General features: G+C 62.7%; 24 protein-coding genes. 16 read left to right on the top strand and 8 right to left on the bottom strand.

The genetic code is table 11. The features are described 5' to 3' along the window. Positions 1-597 precede the first annotated feature (597 nt). The 13 genes from IAE38_RS11530 to nuoN all read left to right on the top strand — a co-directional run bounded on the left by IAE38_RS11530 (position 598) and on the right by nuoN (position 15,561). Complete coding sequence (locus IAE38_RS11530; protein ID WP_003251427.1) at positions 598-1,011, top strand: NADH-quinone oxidoreductase subunit A; 414 nt, start codon at positions 598-600, stop codon at positions 1,009-1,011. A 9-nt stretch (positions 1,012-1,020) separates the two neighbouring features. Further along, on the top strand, positions 1,021-1,698 hold the full coding sequence (locus IAE38_RS11525; RefSeq protein ID WP_008096180.1) for a NuoB/complex I 20 kDa subunit family protein: 678 nt from the start codon (positions 1,021-1,023) through the stop codon (positions 1,696-1,698). Between the two features lie 79 nt (positions 1,699-1,777). Continuing rightward, the gene (nuoC, locus tag IAE38_RS11520) at positions 1,778-3,559 is read left to right on the top strand and encodes an NADH-quinone oxidoreductase subunit C/D (protein WP_028632279.1); all 1,782 of its coding nucleotides are present in this window, start codon (positions 1,778-1,780) and stop codon (positions 3,557-3,559) included. Between the two features lie 2 nt (positions 3,560-3,561). Beyond that, on the top strand, positions 3,562-4,059 hold the full coding sequence (nuoE, locus tag IAE38_RS11515; protein ID WP_028632278.1) for an NADH-quinone oxidoreductase subunit NuoE: 498 nt from the start codon (positions 3,562-3,564) through the stop codon (positions 4,057-4,059). Beyond that, positions 4,056-5,420, top strand: coding sequence for an NADH-quinone oxidoreductase subunit NuoF (gene nuoF, locus IAE38_RS11510; RefSeq protein WP_201217644.1), 1,365 nt, complete (start codon positions 4,056-4,058; stop codon positions 5,418-5,420). The genes nuoE and nuoF overlap by 4 nt, the downstream gene beginning before the upstream one ends. A gap of 130 nt (positions 5,421-5,550) precedes the next feature. Next, on the top strand, positions 5,551-8,265 hold the full coding sequence (gene nuoG / locus IAE38_RS11505) for an NADH-quinone oxidoreductase subunit NuoG (RefSeq protein ID WP_201217642.1): 2,715 nt from the start codon (positions 5,551-5,553) through the stop codon (positions 8,263-8,265). Next, positions 8,262-9,269: an NADH-quinone oxidoreductase subunit NuoH gene (nuoH, locus tag IAE38_RS11500; RefSeq protein WP_028632275.1), complete on the top strand. Its 1,008-nt coding sequence runs from the start codon at positions 8,262-8,264 to the stop codon at positions 9,267-9,269. Before nuoG ends, nuoH begins: the two co-directional genes overlap by 4 nt. A gap of 11 nt (positions 9,270-9,280) precedes the next feature. Further along, the gene (gene nuoI / locus IAE38_RS11495) at positions 9,281-9,829 is read left to right on the top strand and encodes an NADH-quinone oxidoreductase subunit NuoI (protein WP_016488223.1); all 549 of its coding nucleotides are present in this window, start codon (positions 9,281-9,283) and stop codon (positions 9,827-9,829) included. A gap of 10 nt (positions 9,830-9,839) precedes the next feature. Then, positions 9,840-10,340 (top strand): NADH-quinone oxidoreductase subunit J, encoded by a 501-nt coding sequence (nuoJ, locus tag IAE38_RS11490; protein WP_028632274.1) that lies wholly within the window; start codon positions 9,840-9,842, stop codon positions 10,338-10,340. Between the two features lie 3 nt (positions 10,341-10,343). Continuing rightward, on the top strand, positions 10,344-10,652 hold the full coding sequence (gene nuoK / locus IAE38_RS11485) for an NADH-quinone oxidoreductase subunit NuoK (protein WP_003251446.1): 309 nt from the start codon (positions 10,344-10,346) through the stop codon (positions 10,650-10,652). Further along, positions 10,649-12,502: an NADH-quinone oxidoreductase subunit L gene (nuoL, locus tag IAE38_RS11480; protein ID WP_201162942.1), complete on the top strand. Its 1,854-nt coding sequence runs from the start codon at positions 10,649-10,651 to the stop codon at positions 12,500-12,502. Before nuoK ends, nuoL begins: the two co-directional genes overlap by 4 nt. Before the next feature lie 49 nt (positions 12,503-12,551). Next, complete coding sequence (gene nuoM / locus IAE38_RS11475; RefSeq protein WP_201162943.1) at positions 12,552-14,084, top strand: NADH-quinone oxidoreductase subunit M; 1,533 nt, start codon at positions 12,552-12,554, stop codon at positions 14,082-14,084. A 7-nt stretch (positions 14,085-14,091) separates the two neighbouring features. Further along, positions 14,092-15,561 carry an NADH-quinone oxidoreductase subunit NuoN gene (gene nuoN / locus IAE38_RS11470; RefSeq protein WP_201162944.1) on the top strand — a complete coding sequence of 490 codons (1,470 nt, stop codon included), beginning with the start codon at positions 14,092-14,094 and terminating at the stop codon, positions 15,559-15,561. A gap of 95 nt (positions 15,562-15,656) precedes the next feature. Here nuoN and IAE38_RS11465 read toward each other — a convergent pair whose 3' ends face one another. Continuing rightward, positions 15,657-15,920 carry an ogr/Delta-like zinc finger family protein gene (locus IAE38_RS11465; protein WP_060481467.1) on the bottom strand — a complete coding sequence of 88 codons (264 nt, stop codon included), beginning with the start codon at positions 15,918-15,920 and terminating at the stop codon, positions 15,657-15,659. Between the two features lie 201 nt (positions 15,921-16,121). On the opposite strand from IAE38_RS11465, the gene IAE38_RS11460 reads away from it, so the two are divergent. Continuing rightward, the gene (locus IAE38_RS11460) at positions 16,122-16,514 is read left to right on the top strand and encodes a helix-turn-helix domain-containing protein (RefSeq protein ID WP_201217640.1); all 393 of its coding nucleotides are present in this window, start codon (positions 16,122-16,124) and stop codon (positions 16,512-16,514) included. Here IAE38_RS11460 and IAE38_RS11455 read toward each other — a convergent pair. From IAE38_RS11455 to IAE38_RS11445, 3 genes are read right to left on the bottom strand one after another with little or no spacing between them, the layout of a single operon-like run. Continuing rightward, positions 16,511-16,873: a hypothetical protein gene (locus IAE38_RS11455; RefSeq protein WP_028632269.1), complete on the bottom strand. Its 363-nt coding sequence runs from the start codon at positions 16,871-16,873 to the stop codon at positions 16,511-16,513. The two genes, IAE38_RS11460 and IAE38_RS11455, sit on opposite strands and share 4 nt — an antisense overlap. Beyond that, positions 16,866-17,207, bottom strand: coding sequence for a head completion/stabilization protein (locus tag IAE38_RS11450; protein WP_201162947.1), 342 nt, complete (start codon positions 17,205-17,207; stop codon positions 16,866-16,868). The genes IAE38_RS11455 and IAE38_RS11450 overlap by 8 nt, the downstream gene beginning before the upstream one ends. 9 nt (positions 17,208-17,216) lie before the next feature. Next, the gene (locus IAE38_RS11445; RefSeq protein WP_236403880.1) at positions 17,217-17,489 is read right to left on the bottom strand and encodes a helix-turn-helix domain-containing protein; all 273 of its coding nucleotides are present in this window, start codon (positions 17,487-17,489) and stop codon (positions 17,217-17,219) included. A gap of 218 nt (positions 17,490-17,707) precedes the next feature. On the opposite strand from IAE38_RS11445, the gene IAE38_RS11440 reads away from it, so the two are divergent. Continuing rightward, positions 17,708-19,780, top strand: a complete 2,073-nt coding sequence (locus IAE38_RS11440; RefSeq protein WP_201217639.1) for a TonB-dependent receptor family protein — start codon at positions 17,708-17,710, stop codon at positions 19,778-19,780. Between the two features lie 55 nt (positions 19,781-19,835). Here the strand turns inward: IAE38_RS11440 and IAE38_RS11435 are convergent, their stop codons facing one another. Further along, a complete protein-coding gene (locus IAE38_RS11435) occupies positions 19,836-20,396 on the bottom strand; it encodes an NADPH-dependent FMN reductase (protein WP_201162949.1) in 561 nt (186 codons plus the stop codon). 157 nt (positions 20,397-20,553) lie between these two features. Between IAE38_RS11435 and IAE38_RS11430 the strand changes: the two genes are divergently transcribed. Next, positions 20,554-20,772, top strand: a complete 219-nt coding sequence (locus tag IAE38_RS11430) for a hypothetical protein (protein WP_028632265.1) — start codon at positions 20,554-20,556, stop codon at positions 20,770-20,772. A 225-nt stretch (positions 20,773-20,997) separates the two neighbouring features. Here the strand turns inward: IAE38_RS11430 and dnaQ are convergent, their stop codons facing one another. The 3 genes from dnaQ to IAE38_RS11415 form a co-directional block, all read right to left on the bottom strand. Further along, entirely contained in the window at positions 20,998-21,756 is a 759-nt protein-coding gene (gene dnaQ / locus IAE38_RS11425) for a DNA polymerase III subunit epsilon (protein WP_201162950.1), read from the bottom strand. Between the two features lie 80 nt (positions 21,757-21,836). Further along, complete coding sequence (gene rnhA, locus IAE38_RS11420) at positions 21,837-22,283, bottom strand: ribonuclease HI (RefSeq protein WP_028632263.1); 447 nt, start codon at positions 22,281-22,283, stop codon at positions 21,837-21,839. A gap of 13 nt (positions 22,284-22,296) precedes the next feature. Beyond that, positions 22,297-23,070, bottom strand: coding sequence for a methyltransferase domain-containing protein (locus IAE38_RS11415; protein ID WP_060481473.1), 774 nt, complete (start codon positions 23,068-23,070; stop codon positions 22,297-22,299). Between the last annotated feature and the right edge of the window lie 44 nt (positions 23,071-23,114).

Raw genomic sequence — 23,114 nt, 5'->3', positions numbered from 1 at the left:
ACAAACGTAGGAGCGAGCGCAGCTCGCGATGCGCCGCGCGGGCGGCGCTCGCCCTCACAAGCGCCACACCTCTTCCGCCAACCACATGCCAGCCCCACCCCAAAAGCCATCCCCGGCAAAACCCAGGATCAGGTCTATGCTTGAGACAACACAACCTGACCCCTCAACCGACAAACCATTGACCTGGCGCGCTACCCGCCCGGTCAAAAACTGCTAGAACACGCGCTTTTCGCATTTGCAAGTAGAGGAATCGCCAGATGAACTTTACAAGGTGCAGAACAGCCAAATTACATAACACCCAGTCAAATGATATTAATTATCATTCCGATATTTGTAATTCGTTACCACTCGCAAGAAACATAATTAACAAAACCGCGCGCAATCCCCGAATCTCAAGGCTTTCAGCCAGTTACAAAGGTGTTTTGTACTAAATCCTACGAATAAATTTGCCACAGAAATTTTACTTGCACCGGGTTTACCCATAAAATCAGCGCGATTGATTCAGCTGCGACATTTGGTCACTGCGTCTGCGACACCAGGTCGCCGTACTACTTAATTCAGACTGCAGAGCTGGGTCTCTGTATAAGGAACTCAAGCATGTCCGATTCGGCAGGACTCATCGCCCACAACTGGGGCTTTGCCATCTTCCTTCTGGGTGTCGTCGGCCTGTGTGCCTTCATGCTCGGCCTGTCCAGCCTGCTCGGTAGCAAGGCCTGGGGCCGCGCCAAGAACGAACCCTTCGAATCCGGCATGCTGCCCGTTGGCAGCGCCCGCCTGCGCCTGTCCGCCAAATTCTATCTGGTCGCGATGCTGTTCGTGATCTTCGATATCGAAGCCCTCTTTCTCTTTGCATGGTCTGTGTCCGTCCGCGAAAGCGGCTGGACCGGGTTCGTCGAAGCACTCGTTTTCATAGCAATTCTGTTGGCAGGTCTTGTCTACCTATGGCGCGTCGGGGCTCTTGATTGGGCTCCCGAAGGGCGCCGCAAGCGGCAAGCGAAGCTGAAACAATGAGGCTTTGGCATGCAATACAATCTCACCAGAATCGATCCGGATGCGCCCAACGAGCAGTACCCGGTCGGTGAACGGGAAACCGTCACTGATCAACTGCTAGAGGACCAGGTCCACAAGAACATCTACATGGGGAAACTCGAAGATGTGCTGCGTGGGGCGGTTAACTGGGGCCGCAAGAACTCCCTTTGGCCGTACAACTTCGGCCTGTCCTGCTGCTACGTGGAAATGACCACGGCCTTCACGGCACCCCACGACATCGCCCGCTTCGGCGCCGAAGTCATCCGGGCCTCGCCGCGTCAGGCCGACTTCATGGTCATCGCCGGTACCTGCTTCGTGAAGATGGCGCCGATCATCCAGCGCCTGTACGAGCAGATGCTCGAACCCAAGTGGGTCATCTCCATGGGTTCGTGCGCCAACTCCGGCGGCATGTATGACATCTACTCGGTCGTTCAGGGGGTCGACAAGTTCCTCCCCGTGGATGTCTACGTGCCTGGCTGCCCGCCACGCCCTGAGGCGTTCCTGCAGGGCCTGATGCTGCTGCAGGAGTCGATCGGCCAGGAACGACGCCCGCTTTCCTGGGTAGTGGGTGATCAAGGCATTTACCGTGCCGAGATGCCCGCCCAGAAAGACCTGCGTCGTGAGCAGCGCATTGCCGTCACCAACCTGCGCAGCCCCGACGAAGTCTGATCCAGCGACCTGCCGCCCGCTCCTCAAGGAGCCGGCGGCCTGGCTTCATTCTTAACGCTGACCCAAAGCGACCGAGACCATGACAGCGGACAACGCTATTTTCATTCCGCCCTACAAGGCAGACGACCAGGATGTGGTCGTCGAATTGCACAACCGTTTTGGCGCCGAAGCATTCGTCGCCCAGGAAACCCGCACCGGCATGCCCGTGCTGTGGGTCAAGCGCGCCCAGCTCAAAGAGGTGCTCAGCTTCCTGCGCGGCGTCGCCAAACCGTACAGCATGCTGTACGACCTGCACGGCGTTGACGAACGCCTGCGCACCCAGCGCCGCGGCCTGCCGGCGGCCGACTTCAGCGTGTTCTACCACCTGCTGTCCATCGAACGAAACAGCGACGTGATGATCAAGGTGTCGCTCAGCGAAGGCGACCTGAACCTGCCTTCGGTCACCAGCATCTGGCCGAACGCCAACTGGTACGAGCGCGAAGTGTGGGACATGTTCGGCATCGACTTTGCCGGCCACCCGCACCTGAGCCGCATCATGATGCCGCCCACCTGGGAAGGTCACCCGCTGCGCAAGGACTACCCTGCCCGCGCCACCGAATTCGACCCCTACAGCCTGACCCTGGCCAAGCAGCAGCTCGAAGAAGAGTCGGCACGTTTCAACCCAGAGGCCTGGGGCATGAAACGCCAGGGCGCCAACGAGGACTACATGTTCCTCAACCTGGGCCCCAACCACCCTTCGGCCCACGGTGCCTTCCGCATCGTGCTGCAGCTGGACGGTGAAGAGATCGTCGACTGCGTACCGGACATCGGCTACCACCACCGTGGTGCCGAAAAAATGGCCGAGCGCCAGTCCTGGCACAGCTTCATCCCCTACACCGACCGCATTGACTACCTGGGCGGGGTGATGAACAACCTGCCTTACGTACTGGCGGTCGAGAAGCTGGCCGGCATCCAGGTGCCGCAGAAGGTCGATGTGATCCGCATCATGCTGGCCGAGTTCTTCCGTATCACCAGCCACCTGCTGTTCCTGGGTACCTACATCCAGGACGTGGGCGCCATGACCCCGGTGTTCTTCACCTTCACCGACCGCCAGCGCGCCTACACCGTGATCGAGGCGATCACCGGTTTCCGCCTGCACCCGGCCTGGTACCGCATCGGTGGCGTTGCCCACGACCTGCCGCGCGGCTGGGACAAACTGGTGAAGGACTTCGTCGAATGGCTGCCCAAGCGCCTGGACGAGTACACCAAGGCGGCCCTGCAAAACAGCATCCTCAAGGGCCGTACCATCGGCGTCGCTGCCTACAACACCCAGGAAGCCCTGGCGTGGGGCACCACCGGTGCCGGCCTGCGTTCCACCGGTTGCGACTTCGACCTGCGCAAAGCCCGCCCGTACTCCGGCTACGAGAACTTCGAGTTCGAAGTACCGCTGGCCCACAACGGCGACGCCTACGATCGTTGCATGGTGCGTGTGGAAGAGATGCGCCAGAGTATCCGCATCATCGACCAGTGCCTGCGCAACATGCCGGAAGGCCCGTACAAGGCGGACCACCCGCTGACCACGCCGCCGCCCAAAGAGCGCACCCTGCAGCACATCGAAACCCTGATCACCCACTTCCTGCAAGTCTCGTGGGGCCCGGTGATGCCGGCCAACGAGTCGTTCCAGATGATCGAGGCGACCAAGGGCATCAACAGTTACTACCTGACGAGCGATGGCGGCACCATGAGCTACCGCACCCGCATCCGGACGCCGAGCTACCCGCACCTGCAGCAGATCCCTTCGGTGATCAAAGGCAGCATGGTCGCCGACCTCATTGCGTACCTGGGCAGTATCGACTTCGTTATGGCTGACGTGGACCGCTAAGCATGAACAGCACGCTTATCCAAACCGACCGTTTCGCCCTGAGCGAAACCGAGCGCTCGGCCATCGAGCACGAAATGCACCACTACGAGGACCCGCGTGCGGCGTCCATCGAAGCCTTGAAGATCGTGCAAAAGGCGCGTGGCTGGGTACCGGACGGCGCCATCCACGCCATCGGCGAAGTGCTGGGCATCCCGGCCAGCGACGTGGAAGGTGTGGCCACCTTCTATAGCCAGATCTTCCGCCAGCCCGTTGGCCGCCACATCATCCGCGTGTGCGACAGCATGGTCTGCTACATCGGCGGCCATGAATCGGTCGTCAGCCAGATCCAGAGCGAGCTGGGCATCGGCCTGGGCCAGACCACTGCCGACGGACGCTTCACCCTGCTGCCGGTGTGCTGCCTGGGCAACTGCGACAAGGCCCCGGCCCTGATGATCGACGACGACACCTTTGGCGACGTGCAGCCTGCCGGCGTCACCAAGCTGCTGGAGGGTTACGTATGACCATTACTTCCTTCGGCCCGGCCAACCGCATTGCGCGTTCGGCCGAAACCCATCCTTTGACCTGGCGCCTGCGTGAAGACGGCGAACCGGTCTGGCTGGCCGAGTACGAGTCCAAGAACGGCTACGCCGGTGCCCGCAAGGCCTTGGCGCAGATGTCGCAGGACGACATCGTGCAGGCAGTCAAGGACTCCGGCCTCAAGGGCCGGGGTGGTGCTGGCTTCCCCACGGGCGTCAAGTGGGGCCTGATGCCCAAAGACGAATCCATGAACATCCGCTACCTGCTGTGCAACGCGGACGAAATGGAACCCAACACCTGGAAAGACCGCATGCTGATGGAGCAACAGCCCCATCTGCTGATCGAAGGCATGCTGATCAGTGCGCGGGCCCTGAAGGCCTACCGCGGCTATATCTTCCTGCGTGGCGAATACACCACCGCCGCCAAGAACCTCAACCGCGCCATCGATGAAGCCAAGGCCGCCGGCCTGCTGGGCAAGAACGTGCTGGGCAGCGGTTTTGACTTCGAGCTGTTCGTGCACACCGGTGCCGGCCGCTACATCTGCGGCGAAGAAACCGCACTGATCAACTCGCTGGAAGGCCGCCGCGCCAACCCGCGCTCCAAGCCGCCCTTCCCTGCCGCCGTGGGTGTGTGGGGCAAGCCGACCTGTGTGAACAACGTCGAGACCCTGTGCAACGTGCCGGCCATCGTCGCCAACGGCAACGACTGGTACAAGGCGCTGGCCCGTGAGGGCAGCGAGGACCACGGTACCAAGCTGATGGGCTTCTCCGGCAAGGTGAAAAACCCGGGCCTGTGGGAACTGCCGTTCGGCGTTACTGCCCGCGAGCTGTTCGAGGACTACGCCGGCGGCATGCGCGACGGCTTTACGCTCAAGTGCTGGCAGCCGGGTGGCGCCGGTACTGGCTTCCTGCTGCCCGAGCACCTCGACGCACAGATGTACGCCGGTGGCATCGCCAAGGTGGGTACCCGCATGGGTACGGGCCTGGCCATGGCCGTGGACGACAGCGTCAGCATGGTTTCGCTGCTGCGCAACATGGAGGAGTTCTTCGCCCGCGAGTCGTGCGGCTGGTGCACCCCATGCCGTGATGGCCTGCCATGGAGCGTGAAGATGCTACGCGCCCTGGAAAAAGGCCAGGGCCGCGCCGAAGACATCGAGACGCTGCTGGGCCTGGTCAACTTCCTCGGCCCAGGCCGTACCTTCTGTGCTCACGCACCGGGTGCCGTCGAGCCCTTGGGCAGTGCCATCAAATACTTCCGGTCCGAGTTCGAGGCCGGTGTCGCGCCAGCAAGCGCTGCCGACGCCCTGCGCCCGAACCTGGCCCAACCGATTACGGTTGGCGCATAACAAGATGAAACGCGGGTGGTCCGTGCCACCCGCCGGCTTTGCAGGCGCGCGCAGGTATGACGCGAGTCGCGGGCCCACCGATTTCCATTAGCCACGCCCGCTCACGCGGGCCAACGAAGAACTTTGAACAATGGCCACTATCCACGTAGACGGCAAAGCGCTCGAAGTCAATGGTGCAGACAACCTGTTACAGGCCTGTCTGTCGCTCGGCCTCGACATCCCCTATTTCTGCTGGCACCCGGCGCTTGGTAGCGTTGGCGCTTGCCGGCAGTGCGCGGTCAAGCAGTACACCGACGAGAACGACACCCGTGGTCGTATCGTCATGTCCTGCATGACCCCTGCCTCCGACGGCACCTGGATCTCCATCGAAGACGAAGAGTCCAAGGCGTTCCGCGCCAGTGTCGTCGAATGGCTGATGACCAACCACCCGCACGACTGCCCGGTGTGCGAGGAAGGCGGTCACTGCCACCTGCAGGACATGACGGTAATGACCGGCCACAACGAGCGCCGCTACCGTTTCACCAAGCGTACCCACCAGAACCAGGACCTCGGCCCGTTCATCGCCCACGAGATGAACCGCTGCATCGCCTGCTATCGCTGCGTGCGCTACTACAAGGACTATGCCGGTGGTACCGACCTGGGCGTGTACGGCGCTCACGACAACGTGTACTTTGGCCGGGTCGAAGACGGCGTGCTGGAAAGCGAGTTCTCCGGCAACCTGACCGAGGTCTGCCCGACTGGCGTATTCACCGACAAGACCCACTCCGAGCGCTACAACCGCAAGTGGGACATGCAGTTCGCCCCGAGCATCTGCCATGGCTGCTCCAGCGGCTGCAACATCAGCCCCGGTGAGCGCTATGGCGAACTGCGCCGTATCGAGAACCGCTTCAACGGCTCGGTCAACCAGTACTTCCTGTGCGACCGCGGCCGCTTCGGCTACGGCTACGTCAACCGCACCGACCGCCCACGTCAGCCGCTGCTGGCCGACGGCACCAAGCTGGGCCTGGATGCTGCACTGGACAAGGCCGCCGACCTGCTGCGCGGCCGTACCATCGTTGGCATCGGCTCGCCACGCGCCAGCCTCGAAAGCAACTATGGCCTGCGTGAGCTGGTGGGCGCCGAGTACTTCTACTCGGGTATGGAGGCCGGCGAACTGGCCCGCGTACGCCTGGCGCTGAGCGTGCTGAACAACAGCCCGCTGCCGGTACCGACCCTGCGCGACATCGAAGACCATGACGCCGTGTTCGTGCTGGGTGAAGACCTCACTCAAACTGCCGCGCGCCTGGCCCTGTCGGTGCGCCAGGCCACAAAAGGCAAGGCCGAGGCCATGGCCGAGGCGATGAAAGTACAGCCTTGGCTGGACGCCGCCGTGAAGAACATCGGCCAGCACGCGCTGTACCCGCTGTTCATCGCATCCCTGGCTGAAACCAAGCTGGACGACGTGGCCGAAGAATGCGTACACGCCGCGCCAGCCGACCTGGCCCGCATCGGCTTTGCCGTGGCCAACGCCATCGACCCAAGCGCCCCGGCCGTTGCTGGCCTGGACAGCGAAGCCCAAGCCTTGGCCCAGCGCATCGCCGACGCCCTCGTGGCTGCCAAGCGCCCACTGGTGGTCGCCGGTACCTCGCTGGCCGACCCGGCGTTGATCGAAGCGGCTGCCAACATCGCCAAGGCGCTGAAGCTGCGCGAGAAAAACGGCTCCCTGAGCCTGGTGGTGCCCGAGGCCAACAGCCTGGGCATGGCCATGCTCGGGGGCGAGTCGGTAGACGCTGCACTGGATGCAGTGATTGCCGGCAAGGCTGACGCCATCGTGGTGCTGGAAAACGACCTGTACGCCCGCGTACCGGCTGCCAAGGTCGATGCTGCCCTGGCTGCGGCCAAGGTGGTGATCGTGGCCGACCACACCAGAACCGCCACCGTCGAGCGCGCCCACCTGGTGCTGCCGGCTGCATCGTTCGCCGAAGGCGACGGCACCCTGGTGAGCCAGGAAGGCCGTGCCCAGCGCTTCTTCCAGGTGTTCGACCCGCAATACCTGGACAGCAGCATCCAGGTTCACGAAGGCTGGCGCTGGATGCACGCCCTGCGTGCCACCCTGCTGAACAAGCCCGTGGACTGGACCCAGCTGGACCACGTGACCAGCGCCTGCGCCGAAGCCGCCCCGCAACTGGCCGGCATCGTCAACGCTGCGCCAAGCGCCGCGTTCCGCATCAAGGGCATGAAGCTGGCCCGCGAACCGCTGCGTTATTCGGGCCGTACCGCCATGCGCGCCAACATCAGCGTGCACGAACCGCGTACCCCGCAAGACAAGGACACCGCGTTCGCGTTCTCGATGGAAGGCTACTCGGGCTCTGCCGAACCGCGCCAGCAAGTGCCGTTCGCCTGGTCGCCGGGCTGGAACTCCCCGCAGGCGTGGAACAAGTTCCAGGACGAGGTCGGTGGCCACCTGCGTGCCGGTGACCCCGGCGTGCGCCTGATCGAATCCCAAGGCGATCGCCTGAGCTGGTTCACTGCCATTCCGGGCGCCTTCAACCCGGCCCGTGGCAACTGGACAGCCGTGCCGTTCTTCCACCTGTTCGGCAGCGAAGAAAACTCGTCGCGCGCCGAACCGGTGCAAGCGCGCATCCCGGCTGCCTACGTGGCACTGGCCAAGTCCGAAGCGGACCGCCTGGGTGTCAACGAAGGCGCCCTGCTGAGCCTGAACGTGGCTGGCGTGGCCCTGCGCCTGCCGCTGCGTATCAATGAACAACTGGGCGCAGGCCTGGTGGCATTGCCCAAAGGCCTGGCCGGCATCCCGCCTGCCATCTTCGGGGCAACCGTCGACGGCCTGCAGGAGGCAGCACAATGAGCTGGTTCACCCCGGAAGTAATCGATGTGATCCTCAGCGTCTTGCGCGCCATCGTGGTGCTGCTGGCGGTGGTGGTGTGCGGCGCGCTGCTCAGCTTCGTCGAGCGCCGCCTGCTGGGCTGGTGGCAGGACCGTTACGGCCCGAACCGCGTCGGCCCCTTCGGCATGTTCCAGATCGCTGCCGACATGCTGAAGATGTTCTTCAAGGAAGACTGGAACCCACCCTTCGTCGACCGGGTGATCTTCACCCTGGCACCGGTGGTGGCCATGAGCGCCCTGCTGATCGCCTTCGTGGTCATCCCCATCACCCCGACCTGGGGCGTGGCCGACCTGAACATCGGCCTGCTGTTCTTCTTCGCCATGGCGGGCCTGTCGGTGTACGCCGTGCTGTTCGCCGGCTGGTCGTCGAACAACAAGTACGCCCTGCTGGGCAGCTTGCGGGCGTCGGCGCAGACCGTGTCGTACGAGGTGTTCCTGGGCCTGGCGCTGATGGGCGTGGTGGTGCAGGTGGGCTCGTTCAACATGCGCGATATCGTCGAGTACCAGGCACAGAACCTGTGGTTCATCATTCCGCAGTTCTTCGGCTTCTGCACCTTCTTCATCGCTGGCGTCGCCGTGACTCACCGTCACCCGTTCGACCAGCCGGAAGCGGAACAGGAACTGGCCGACGGCTACCACATCGAGTATGCCGGCATGAAGTGGGGCATGTTCTTCGTTGGTGAGTACATCGGCATCATCCTCATCTCGGCGCTGCTGGTCACCCTGTTCTTCGGCGGCTGGCACGGCCCGTTCGGCATCCTGCCGCAACTGTCGTTCCTGTGGTTCGCGCTGAAGACCGCGTTCTTCATCATGCTGTTCATCCTGCTGCGCGCCTCGATCCCGCGCCCACGCTATGACCAGGTGATGGACTTCAGCTGGAAGTTCTGCCTGCCGCTGACCCTGATCAATTTGCTGGTGACCGCTGCGATCGTGCTTTACAACACGCCAGCCGTCGCGGCCCAGTGAGGATTTGACCCATGTTCAAGTATATCGGCGACATCGTTAAGGGCACCGGCACCCAACTGCGCAGCCTGGCAATGGTGTTCTCCCACGGGTTCCGCAAGCGCGACACCCTGCAGTACCCCGAAGAACCCGTGTACCTGCCGCCGCGCTACCGCGGCCGCATCGTGCTCACCCGCGACCCCGACGGCGAAGAGCGCTGCGTGGCGTGCAACCTGTGTGCGGTCGCCTGCCCGGTGGGCTGCATCTCGTTGCAGAAGGCCGAGACCGAGGATGGCCGCTGGTACCCGGAGTTCTTCCGCATCAACTTCTCGCGCTGCATTTTCTGCGGCCTGTGCGAAGAGGCGTGCCCGACCACCGCAATCCAGCTCACTCCGGATTTCGAAATGGCCGAGTTCAAGCGTCAGGACCTGGTGTACGAGAAAGAAGATCTGCTGATCTCCGGCCCCGGCAAGAACCCTGACTACAACTTCTACCGTGTTGCGGGCATGGCGATCGCTGGCAAGCCGAAAGGCGCTGCGCAGAACGAAGCCGAGCCGATCAACGTGAAGAGCTTGCTCCCATAAGGACAGAAAGATGGAATTCGCTTTCTACTTCGCATCCGGGATCGCCGTGGTTTCCACCCTTCGGGTGGTCACTGGCACCAACCCCGTGCACGCCCTGCTCTACCTGATCATTTCGCTGATTTCCGTGGCGATGATCTTCTTCTCCCTTGGCGCGCCGTTCGCAGGCGCCCTGGAAGTGATCGCCTATGCCGGCGCCATCATGGTGCTGTTCGTGTTCGTGGTGATGATGCTCAACCTGGGGCCGGCCTCGGTAGCCCAGGAACGTGGCTGGCTCAAGCCGGGCATCTGGGCCGGGCCGGTGATTCTTGGCGCCCTGCTGCTGCTCGAGCTGCTGTATGTGCTGTTCGTCGCCCCAAGCGGCGCCGCCATCAGCGGCACCACCGTGGGCCCGAAGGCCGTTGGCATCAGCCTGTTCGGCCCCTACCTGCTGGTGGTCGAGCTGGCGTCGATGCTGCTGCTGGCGGCAGCGGTCACCGCCTTCCACCTGGGCCGCAATGAGGCGAAGGAGTAAATCATGGGTGCTATCCCTCTCGAGCATGGTCTGGCGGTCGCCGGCATCCTGTTCTGCTTAGGTCTGGTTGGCCTGATGGTCCGCCGCAACATCCTCTTCGTGCTCATGAGCCTGGAAGTGATGATGAACGCCTCTGCCCTGGCGTTCGTCGTCGCCGGCGCCCGCTGGGTGCAGCCTGACGGCCAGGTGATGTTCATTCTGGTGATCAGCCTGGCAGCCGCCGAGGCCAGCATCGGCCTGGCCATCCTGCTGCAGCTGTATCGCCGCTTCCACACTCTCGACATCGATGCTGCCAGTGAGATGCGCGGATGAACCTTCTCTTTCTGACTTTCGTCTTTCCCCTCATCGGCTTCCTGCTGCTGTCGTTCTCGCGCGGGAGGTTCTCGGAGAACCTGTCGGCCGTGATCGGCGTGGGCTCGGTAGGCCTGTCGGCGGCTACCGCCGCCTATGTCATCTGGCAATTCAACGTCGCCCCGCCTGAGGGTGGCGCCTACAGCCAGCTGCTGTGGCAGTGGATGTCGGTGGACGGCTTCGCCCCGAACTTCACCCTGTACCTGGATGGCCTGTCGGTCACCATGCTGGGCGTGGTCACCGGTGTCGGCTTCCTGATCCACCTGTTCGCCTCCTGGTACATGCGCGGCGAAGCCGGTTATTCGCGCTTCTTCTCGTACACCAACCTGTTCATCGCCAGCATGCTGTTCCTGATCCTGGGCGATAACCTGCTGTTCATCTACTTCGGTTGGGAAGGCGTGGGCCTGTGCTCGTACCTGTTGATCGGTTTCTATTACAGCAACCGCAACAACGGTAATGCAGCGCTCAAGGCGTTCATCGTCACCCGTATCGGCGACGTGTTCATGGCCATCGGCCTGTTCATCCTGTTCGCCCAGCTGGGTACGCTGAATGTGCAGGAACTGCTGGTGCTGGCACCGCAGAAATTCCAGGCAGGTGACACCTGGATGGTGCTGGCAACGCTGATGCTGCTCGGTGGCGCGGTCGGTAAATCCGCCCAGCTGCCATTGCAAACCTGGCTGGCCGACGCCATGGCGGGCCCTACCCCGGTTTCGGCACTGATCCACGCCGCGACCATGGTAACCGCCGGCGTTTACCTGATTGCCCGCACCAACGGCCTGTTCCTGCTGGCGCCAGATATCCTGCACCTGGTAGGCGTGGTGGGTGGCGTGACCCTGGTGCTGGCCGGCTTCGCCGCGCTGGTGCAGACCGACATCAAGCGTATCCTCGCCTATTCGACCATGAGCCAGATTGGCTACATGTTCCTGGCCCTGGGCGTAGGTGCATGGGACGCCGCGATCTTCCACCTGATGACCCACGCGTTCTTCAAGGCCCTGCTGTTCCTGGCGTCCGGCGCGGTGATCGTTGCCTGCCACCACGAGCAGAACATCTTCAAGATGGGTGGCCTGTGGAAGAAACTGCCCCTGGCCTACGCCAGCTTCGTGGTCGGCGGCGCTGCGCTTGCGGCCCTGCCTATCGTGACCGTGGGCTTCTACTCCAAGGACGAGATCCTCTGGGAAGCCTTCGCCAGCGGTAACTCCGGGCTGCTGTACGCCGGCCTGGTGGGTGCGTTCATGACCTCGCTGTACACCTTCCGCCTGATCTTCATCGCCTTCCACGGCGAAGCCAAGACCGAAGCCCATGCGGGCCATGGCATCAGCTACTGGCTGCCACTGGGCGTGCTGATCGTGCTGTCGACCTTCGTCGGCGCCTGGATCACCCCGCCACTGGCCGATGTACTGCCGCAAAGCGCCGGCCATGCCGGTGGTGAAGCCAAGCACGCACTGGAGATCACCTCAGGCGCCATCGCCATTGCCGGTATCCTGCTAGCGGCGTTGCTGTTCCTGGGCAAGCGCAGCTTTGTCAGCGCGGTCGCCAACAGCAGCCTTGGCCGGGTGCTGTCGGCCTGGTGGTTCGCCGCCTGGGGCTTCGACTGGATCTACGACAAGCTGTTCGTCAAGCCTTACCTGCTGATCAGCCACCTTCTGCGCAAGGACCCGGTCGACCGTACCATCGGTTTGATCCCGCGCATGGCCCGCGGCGGCCACGTTGCCATGAGCAAGACCGAGACTGGCCAGTTGCGCTGGTACACCGCTTCCATCGCCGTAGGCGCAGTGCTGGTACTTGGCGCTGTGGTAGTGGCCGCGGTATGACCATGAACCTTGCGAACCTTGCGACCCTGCAAAAGGAAATGAACCCGTCATGATTTTGCCTTGGCTGATCCTGATCCCCTTCATCGGCGGCTTCCTGTGCTGGCTGGCTGAGCGCTTCGGCGCCACCCTGCCACGCTGGATCGCGCTGCTGACCATGTCCCTGCTGCTCGGCATCGGCCTGTGGCTGTGGGCTAACGGCGACTACACCCTGGCCCCCGCTCCGGGCGCCGAGCCTGCCTGGGCCCTTGAATACAAGGTCCAGTGGATCCAGCGCTTCGGCATCAGCATCCACCTGGCGCTGGACGGCCTGTCGCTGCTGATGATCCTGCTGACCGGCCTGCTCGGCGTGCTGTCGGTGCTGTGCTCCTGGAAGGAAATCCAGCGCCATGTCGGCTTCTTCCACCTGAACCTGATGTGGATTCTGGGTGGTGTGGTCGGCGTGTTCCTGGCCCTGGACCTGTTCCTGTTCTTCTTCTTCTGGGAAATGATGCTGGTGCCGATGTATTTCCTCATCGCGCTCTGGGGTCATAGCTCGGCAGACGGCAAGAAGACCCGCATCTACGCCGCCACCAAGTTCTTCATCTTCACTCAGGCCAGCGGCCTGATCATGCTGGTGGCGATCCTGGGCCTGGTGCTGGTCAACTACAGCAATACGGGTGTGCTTACCTTCAACTACAGCGACCTGTTGAAGGCTGACCTGCCGGCCGGTACGGAGTACCTGCTGATGCTGGGCTTCTTCATTGCCTTCGCGGTGAAGCTGCCGGTGGTGCCCTTCCACTCCTGGCTGCCGGATGCCCACGCCCAGGCGCCCACCGCGGGCTCCGTGGACCTGGCCGGTATCCTGCTGAAAACCGCCGCCTACGGCTTGCTGCGTTTCGCCCTGCCGCTGTTCCCCAATGCCTCGGCCGAGTTTGCGCCCATCGCCATGACCCTGGGCCTGATCGGGATCTTCTACGGTGCCTTCCTGGCGTTCGCCCAGACCGACATCAAGCGCCTGATCGCCTTCTCCAGCGTTTCGCACATGGGCTTCGTGCTGATCGGCATCTACTCCGGCAGCCAGCAGGCCCTGCAGGGCGCCGTCATCCAGATGCTTGCCCACGGTGTTTCGGCTGCCGCGCTGTTCATTCTGTCGGGCCAACTGTACGAACGCCTGCATACCCGTGACATGCGTCAAATGGGAGGCCTGTGGCACCGCATCGCCTACCTGCCGGCCATCAGCCTGTTCTTCGCCGCAGCCTCTCTGGGCCTGCCGGGTACCGGTAACTTCGTTGGCGAGTTCCTGATCCTGCTCGGTAGCTTCGTGCATGTACCGTGGATCACGGTCATCGCCACCACTGGCCTGGTATTCGGCTCGGTCTACTCGCTGATCATGATCCACCGTGCCTACTTCGGCCCGAGCAAGGCCGACACCGTGCTGGCCGGCATGGACGCTCGCGAACTGATCATGGTCCTGGGCCTGGCAGTGCTGCTGATCCTGCTGGGCGTGTATCCGCAGCCGTTCCTCGACACCTCTGCCGCCACCATGAGTGGCGTGCAGCAGTGGCTCGGTTCCGCTTTCACTCAACTCGCTTCGGCCCGGTAAGAGCGCTATGGAATTCACCACTCAACACTTCATCGCATTGGCGCCGATGCTGATCACCACCCTCACCACGGTGGTGGTGATGTTGGCGATCGCCTGGAAGCGCAACCACTCGCAAACCTTCCTGCTGTCCACCGTGGGCCTGAACCTGGCCCTGCTGTCGATCCTGCCGGCGCTGAAGGTTGCCCCCCTGGCAGTTACCTCGCTGGTGACCATCGACAAGTTCGCCTGCCTGTACATGGCGATCATCCTGGTGGCAACGCTGGCTTGCGTCACCCTCGCCCATGCCTACCTTGGCGATGGCGCCAAAGGCTTCCCGGGCAACCGCGAAGAGCTGTACCTGCTGCTGCTGATGTCGGCACTGGGTGGCCTGGTGCTGGTCAGCGCCAACCACCTGGCCGGCCTGTTCATCGGCCTGGAGCTGTTGTCGGTGCCGGTGTACGGCCTGGTGGCCTATGCCTTCTTCAACAAGCGGTCACTGGAAGCCGGCATCAAGTACATGGTGTTGTCGGCGGCAGGCTCGGCTTTCCTGCTGTTCGGCATGGCGTTGCTGTACGCCGACGCCGGCAGCCTCACCTTCGACCAGCTGGGCAAGGCCCTGGCCGCCACCAGCATGCCAAGCCTGCTGGCCCAGCTGGGCCTGGGCATGATGCTGGTCGGCCTGGCCTTCAAGCTGTCGCTGGTACCGTTCCACTTGTGGACCCCGGACGTGTATGAGGGCGCTCCTGCCCCGGTTGCCGCGTTCCTGGCCACGGCCAGCAAGGTGGCGGTATTCGCCGTGGTGGTACGCCTGTTCATGCTGTCGCCTGCTGCAAGCAGCGGTGTATTGAGCACGGTGCTGGCCGTGATCGCGGTGGCATCGATTCTGGTGGGCAACCTGCTGGCGCTGACCCAGAGCAACCTCAAGCGCCTGCTGGGTTACTCGTCCATCGCCCACTTCGGCTACCTGCTGATCGCCCTGGTTGCCAGCAAGGGCCTGGCCATGGAAGCCATGGGCGTTTACCTGGTGACCTACGTGATCACCAGCCTGGGTGCCTTTGGCGTTATCACCCTGATGTCGTCGCCCTACGCTGGGCGTGATGCGGATGCGCTGTACGAGTACCGTGGCCTGTTCTGGCGCCGCCCGTACCTGACCGCCGTACTGACCGTGATGATGCTGTCGCTGGCGGGCATCCCGCTTACCGCAGGCTTCATCGGCAAGTTCTACATCATCGCCACAGGCGTCGAGTCGCAACTGTGGTGGCTGGTGGGTGCACTGGTGGTGGGTAGCGCCATTGGTGTGTACTACTACCTGCGCGTCATGGTGACTCTCTACCTGGTAGAGCCGAACCTGCGCCGTCACGATGCCCCGTTGAAGTGGGAACAGCGCACCGGTGGCGTCATGCTGCTGGCCATCGCCGTGCTTGCGTTCGTGCTCGGCGTGTATCCGCAGCCGTTGTTGGACCTTGTTCAACAAGCCAGCCTGCAACTGATCGGCTGATCGGTCCGGCAACACGAAAACACCCCGCTTGTGCGGGGTGTTTTTGTATCTGCGCCATCAAGGTGGTGCGCCATCCATGGCCACATCGTTGCGCCTCACTCACCGTGGCAGCTCAGCGCTGTATCCGGTAACGCCGCCTTGCGCAAGTCGCCCTTGGCTGGCGGCAGGTACACGCCGGGGTTTGGCATGCCGCTAGGGGACAACTCGTGGGTCATCTCGAACTCAGCGCGCACTGACCAGCCGCACGCCTCGGTGGTGCATTGCAAATAAGCAATTCGCAAGAAAATATGACGGCCTTCGCTGGTACGTATGCGCATGCGGCTATGGCAATGCGGGCAGACCAGTTTATAAGTACTCACGAGAAGTACCTGCTAGCATTGTCCATGCCCCTGCGATGCAGGCATGATCCGAACGCCACGTAGGTTTTGGCTGAATGCAGGGCTGGGTGGCTCATCTTCAAGTTCCTCATGCGGGAATCCTCCTAAAAAAACACAGGGCTGTATTCATAACGAGTAGTTTAAGCCCATGGAATATCATTAAACCAGTGATGGATATTTGTTATGAGTACTCATGTACTTGCTGCAGTGATGGACCGCCTCAAGCAGCTGACCGGTGCCCAAACTGACGCGGAGCTTTCACGGGCGTTGTCGATCAGCCCGCAGACATTGAGCAGCTGGAAAGTACGCAACAGTATCCCGTACTCCCTTTGCATAAAAATGGCTACGCACTATGCGTGCTCTCTGGACTGGTTACTGCTGGGCAGAGACCAGGCCGGCTTTAGCCCTCAGGACGACGGTGCGTGGGAGTCGGATTTGCTGGGGCGATTGCGCAGCCTGTCCCCTACTGACCGGCAAGCCATCTTGCTGGTGATCAAGGACAAACAACGGATACAGCTTCTGGAACAGAGGCTGACCGAACTGGGCATGCACCCTGGCAGCAGTGGCATCCCTTAACCCCGCCGCCGCCAGCGCTGAATCAGCTCGCGCGGGTCCAGTGAATCCAGCCAGACCATGACCTTCAGGCTGATGGGGATGACCACAACAGCCGCGACGAAGGCCGACATGCCTGGGGTCAGCAAAGGCGCCACGGATGAAACCAAGGGTTCGAAAAGGTGCCCTACCCCCACCGTCACGAACACCAGCAGCATTTTCTTGCCCAGTGTAAGCCGCTTGGCCGTGTTGGTGATGAGCCGATCCCGGGCTGCGCTGACCAGCAAAGCGCCAAGCAAGGCGGCGAACAACACATTGGCCTCCCCGCTCAACAGCTGTATCACCGCCTGGGATAACCCCCCTGCATCAAGTCGTTCAGCCATGGTGAACACCCCGGCGTGAGGAGCGTACGTAGGGCACGCCCAGGTAATGCATGATTGCCGCGTCCACGAAGCACAGGTAACACACCCGCAGCGCACGCCCATGGTCATGCCCGCACACGTCATCCAGGCGTTTGTAGCCCAAGCTGCGCAACACGGCCCTCCAGTTGGCAAACTCGCGGGCGGCCTCGATCACGGCGCAACGAGCGGCTACCTCGATTGCTGCATCACCTGTGGTTCGCTGCAACCTCAGGCGCTTGCGAAGCTTGTTGAGCTCAATGCGTGGCCAGAACGGATCGTGACAGTCGGCAGCCCGTGCAGTGTCTTGATGATTCATGACCGTACCTCACGCTTCGGCCAACAGGCCGTAGCGAATGGCCTTGATCACTGCCCCTACCCGGGTAGGTACGTCAAATTTGCGCAGAATGTTGGACACGTGGAAATTCACCGTCGACTCCTTGCACCCCAGTATCTGCCCGATCTCCCACGAACTCTTGCCATAGGCGCACCACAGCAGTACCTGCTGTTCACGGGGCGTCAGGCGTGCGGGGTCGCCGGTGGGCGTGCCTGTGGGGGTAGAAGCGACGGATTGTTGCGGACCTCTTGCATCGGTAACCATGTTCGAACTCCAGGGGTTTGCGACCGGCGGTGCTGCCGACCTGTGGCCACCTTACGAAGCAAGTGCGTGCCCGCTCTAGCGACGGGCTTTGTAAAGAAACTTCGTACACTTGCGCCCTACCAAAAGTGCGATAGATTTGCTGGCTTTCGGCGTGCTCCGAGCGCCATTTCGCTCGTCTCAACGCAGTTGTTCATCCGCTATTTACCTGGAGCCCTACAATGCGTCGCGTTTTGTCCCTACCCCCCTGCGTGGGCCTGCTGGGTGCGTTCATGGCTGCCCAGCCCGCGCAGGCAGCTGCACCGGTCGAATTGGGCCAGGTGTTGATCACCGAGGAGGAGCAGGACGACCTGAGCGCCGCAGGTGAACGCTTGCGGGCCATACCGGGCGCCACCAACCTGGTGGACATGCACGGCGTTGGGCAGGGCCGCGTGGCCAGCAACCAGGACGTACTGGCCTACCAGCCGGGGGTATTCGCCCAGTCGGCAGGCAACGATGGGATCAAGCTGTCGATCCGTGGGTCGGGCATCAACCGGGCGCCGGGTGCTCATGGCTCGGGCGTATACACGATGTTCGATGGCCTTCCCCTGACCGGCCCAGGCGGCACCCCCTACGAGCTGTTCGAACCCTTGTGGTTGAGCCGCGCCGAAGTGCTGCGAGGCGCCAATGGGTTCGACCAGGGTGCCTTGGCCCTTGGCGGTGCGATCAACTATGTCACCCACACGGGCCGCGACGCCGCGCCGTTACAGGTGCGCTACGAAGTGGGCAGCCGCGGCTACCAGCATCGGCATGTCAGCTCGGGCCAGGTGCTGGGTGACCTCGATTACTACGTGGCCCTGACTGACGTTGAGTACAACGGCTACCAGCGGCACAGCAGTGGCAGTGCCAAAGGGGTTGCCGCCAACGTTGGCTACCGCTTCAACCCGAACCTGGAAACGCGGTTCTACCTGCGTTACCGGGAAACCGAAAACGAACTGGCCGGCCGCCTGACCAAAGACCAGATCAAGCACCACCCGCGGGCAGCCAACCCGGGCTACCTGGCACGCGATGACAGCCGCCCGCAACCGGGCAGCACCTGGGTGGGCAACAAAACCACCTTCTACCTCGATGACGACGCCAGGCTAGAGGCTGGCCTGGTGTACCACGACTACCCCATGGACCTTCGCGAAGGGCCCATGCGCCTGAAGGTCGCCTACACCGATGTCAGCGGCACGCTCAGCTACAAGCGCCGCGACACGGTGTTCGGGCGTGAAAGCAAGACCACCATCGGCTGGCGCACCACCAAGCACCTGCCCAACAGCGGCGCATCGCAGTTTGCACGCAATGGCCATGTGTTCGGTGACCGCACGCGGGACTTTACCTATCAAGGGTCCGATACCGTGCTGCACCTGGGCAACGACCTGGAGCTGATACCCAACGTATGGCTGACCACCGGGCTTGCCGCCATCTATACCCGCCGCGAGAGTGACGTAACCTACCCCGCCCAAGGCGGCAAGGTGTCGATGCACGACTGGGACTACGCGCCACGCGTGGGCGTGCGCTACGACATACGCCCCGACCTGCAGGTGTACGGCAACCTCAGCCGGTCGGTAGAGCCGCCGCACCCGTGGTCATTGATCTGGAGTTCGCCAAGCGTCGGCGGCAAGCAGATCCAGCCGATCAAGATGCAGAACCAGACCGCGACCACCCTGGAGCTGGGTGCCCGTGGCGACTCCGCACTCGGCCGCTGGGACCTCGCCTGGTATTACTCGCGGGTACGCCATGAGCTGCTGGCTGTTGAAGTGGTGCCCGGTTTCACTTCCGAATTCAACGCCAGCGCCACAGTACACCAAGGTGTGGAAGCTGGCCTGCAGAGCACGTTGTGGGAAAGGCCAGGCACTGGCAAGCTCAGCGCGCGCCAGGCCTACACGTTCAGTGATTTCCACTACCGTGACGACGACCGCTTCGGCGACAACCGCCTGCCCGGCATCCCCATGCACTACTACCAGGCCGAGCTTCGCTACGACTGGCCGAGCGGGTTCTATGCCGGCGTGAACACGCAGCTGGCGTCGAAAGTGCAGGTGGACTACGCCAACAGCAACTATGCCGATGCCTACGCGATCATGGGGGCGCGGCTGGGCTGGGACTCGCCAAAACAGGACTGGCAGGCCTGGCTGGACCTGCGCAACCTGGCCAACAAACGCTACGCCGCCACGGTGACCCCGGCGTACAACGATGCAGGCAGGGACAACCCCCGCTCCACGCCCGGTGAAGGTTTTGGGGTGTATGCAGGGGTTTCTTACAGCTTCCGCTAACAGGCCTTTACACCCGGGAGCGCCGCCATGCGGCCCTCCTGGGCGTCAACAGCTATCAAACAGCGCGGTTCAGCTTCACCCAAGAGGCGAACTTGTCGATGAACGCCTGCAAGAATGGCCGGGTCTTGTCATTGAGCTTGCCTGACTCGTCGAACAGGTTGGCCGCGCCGCCGATATAGGCCTCTGGCATCTGCATGCAGGGCATGTCAAGGAACACCAACGCCTGGCGCACGGCGTGGTTGGCGCCAAAGCCGCCGATGGCACCCGGCGATACACTGACGACCGCTGTTGGTTTACCCGCCCAGGCGCTTTGCCCATAGGGCCGGGAGCCGACGTCGATGGCGTTTTTCAGGCAGCCCGGTATCGAGCGGTTGTATTCCGGGGTGACGAACAGCACTGCATCGCTGTGGCGGATGTCGTCGCGGAACCGGGTCCAGGCCTGGGGTACAGCTTCAGCCTCGACATCTTCGTTGTACATAGGCAGGTCGCCGATTTCAACGATTTTCAAGGCCAGGCTCGAGGGGGCCAGTTCCGACAAGGCGCGGGCGACCTTACGGTTGTAGGACTCCTTGCGCAAGCTACCGACAACGACAGCAACCGAATACACCTGGGTCATGGCGATCTCCATACTTCACGGGTTCAAGGGACGATGTAGTTATAGATGACCCTTTTCAGGCGCTTTGGTTTTTTTTCGGGCGCACGAAAACTTCCCTGACCGTTCCACGGTCTATTACTGCATACATTTCTTACGCAATTCAGAGGGTTCCACCCAAATGGCAGCAGTAATGGTCGGCCAATTCCATGCCCGTGACGCCGAAGGCCGCATCTACCCCGTGCACGAGTTTCAGGAATCGACCCTGCAACTGGACGGCAGCACGACGGGCGCCCCTATCACCACCTATCGCCTTGCCATCGGCGACCGGGTCAACCACCTGGGTGAGAACCGCTTCGAGCTGGTGCGTACGGGTATTGAGATCATTCGTATCCCGTAACGCGAGCGATGTGCGGGGCTGCTTTACCCCTGTCCCTGTGGGAACGGGTTTACCCGCGAAGCAGGCAGCGCGGTGCATGGCACCGGCTTCGCCGGTGTTCGCGGGTAAACCCGCTCCCACAGGGATTGCGCCAACTTTGAGATCTTGTGGGAGATAGTTGCTCCCACTGTGATTGCACCAACATTCAGATCTTGGGGAAGACAGTTGCCCCCACAGGCCTCCTAACTACCCAGCTGTCGCCTCATTCAGGGCCTGCCACATCGATGGGCCACCCGCCGACTTGGCGATGGCCGCCAGGCGTTCGGCATGGGCCTCCAGTTCATCGGCGCTAGCCATCACCACCCGCCCTGGTGCGCGACCGGTGATGCGGCGGATTTCACTGCCGCCACTACCCTGCCCGTCTCCATCAGCGTCAGTACCATGCCCCGCCAGCGACAGGCTGGTCTGGCCCCCGGTCATCGCCAGGTAAACGTCGGCCAGCAGTTCGGAGTCGAGCAACGCGCCGTGCAACTCACGGCCGGAGTTGTCGATGTCGTAGCGTTTGCACAGGGCATCCAGGCTGTTGCGCTGCCCCGGGTGGCGCGCCCGCGCCAGCAACAGGGTGTCGAGAATGGCGCAGTGCTGCGAGATGTCCGCCCGGTCCTGCTGGCCCAGCAAGGCATACTCGTTATTGATGAACCCGACGTCGAACGCCGCGTTATGGATGACCAGCGTGGCGCCGCGGATGAAGTCGAAGAACTCTTCGGCCACATCGCCAAACCGGGGCTTGCCGATCAGGAAGGCATCGGTGATGCCGTGAACGTTGATCGCCCCCTCGTCGCTCTCGCGATCCGGCTGCAGGTACACATGAAAATGCCGCCCCGTCAGCCGCCGGCCAATCACCTCGACACAGCCGATCTCGATGATGCGGTGCCCCTCGCTCACCGGCATGCCCGTGGTTTCGGTATCGAGAATGACGAACCGTTTGTCTTGCTGCTGCTCCACGTGGCGTGCTCCAAGTTGCATCAGTTACAGGGGCGCGCAGTATACCAGCAAGCGCCAGGCATCACGTGCCAGCCTGTCGATCAGCGCCCAGCGCGGACCTCGTCGACGCCGCGGTTGGCCAACTGATCGGCGCGTTCGTTACCGGGGTGGCCGATGTGGCCACGCACCCACTTCCAGGTCACGCGGTGGCGGTTGACCTGTTCGTCAAGCTGCTGCCACAGGTCGGCGTTTTTAACCGGTTCCTTGGCGGCGGTTTTCCAGCCGCGCTTCTTCCAGTTCACCATCCACTCGTTGATGCCTTTCATCACGTATTGCGAGTCGGTGGTCAGCACCACGTCGCACTCACGCTTGAGGGCCATCAGCCCCTGGATGGCGGCCATGAGCTCCATGCGGTTGTTGGTGGTTTCACGCTCGCCGCCCCACAGTTCCTTCTCTACGCCCTTGAAAATCATCAGGACGCCCCAGCCGCCCGGGCCAGGGTTGCCCTTGCAGGCACCATCGGTATACATCTCGACGCTTTCGCTCATGCACCACTCATGTTCAGTTCTGTTCGGTATCGGTACTGGCCGCAGCGCGGTTCACCTTGGCCAGCGGCAACGGCAGCAGCTTGCCCATCGGCTCGCGCCGTTCGGGTCGCAATGGGCGCAGGCCCACCACCATCTTGCGCGCCACCAGCAGGTAGACACCGCCGCCTGCACTCTGCCAGCCGCCAGCGATGCGCTCCCAGCCTTGCAGGCGTTGCTGCCAGGCGGGTGAAGCGAGCGGCGGACGATAGCACCCGAAGCGGCGTTTCTCCAGCGCGAAGCCCAGCAGGTTCAGCCAGTCCCCTACCCTGGATGCCGGGATGCAGCGGGCCTTGCGCAAGGCCCCCTGGCTGAAGCAATGGCGGATGCCCCAACTGCTCCACGGGTTGATGCCGATGATCAACAGGTGCCCGCCTGGGCGCACGGCGCTGGCAGCCTCGCGCAGCAGGCCGTGGGGTGAAAGGCTGAAATCCAGGCCATGCTGCAGCACCACCACGTCGGCGGCGTGTTCGCTCAATGGCCAGGCCTGCTCTTCGCAGACGATTTCAACCCCCGGCAAAGGCGCGCCCAGGCGCACATTGCGTTGCACCTTGGGCGCACTAGGTGGCGCTTCGGCGCACGGGCCGTAATGCACGAGATAGCCACCAAAGAAGCGCCCCAGTTCCTCTTCGAGCAGCTTCTGCTCCTCCTGGAGCATCAACCGGCCCACCGGGCCGTTGAACCACTCACGGGCCAGGCTGGTCAGCGTGACCCACTCCGGGTCGGCCTGGGCAAAGGCTTGGTCGGTCATTGTGCTCTCCCTCGAAGGTTCTCGCGCCGCGCCATCGCGGCTAA

This window comes from Pseudomonas sp. S32 (assembly GCF_016648095.1).
GTDB classification, from domain to species: Bacteria; Pseudomonadota; Gammaproteobacteria; order Pseudomonadales; family Pseudomonadaceae; genus Aquipseudomonas; species Aquipseudomonas parafulva.
The sequence above is the reverse complement of the archived record's forward strand: the minus strand, read 5'-3'. Positions and strand labels throughout refer to the sequence as shown.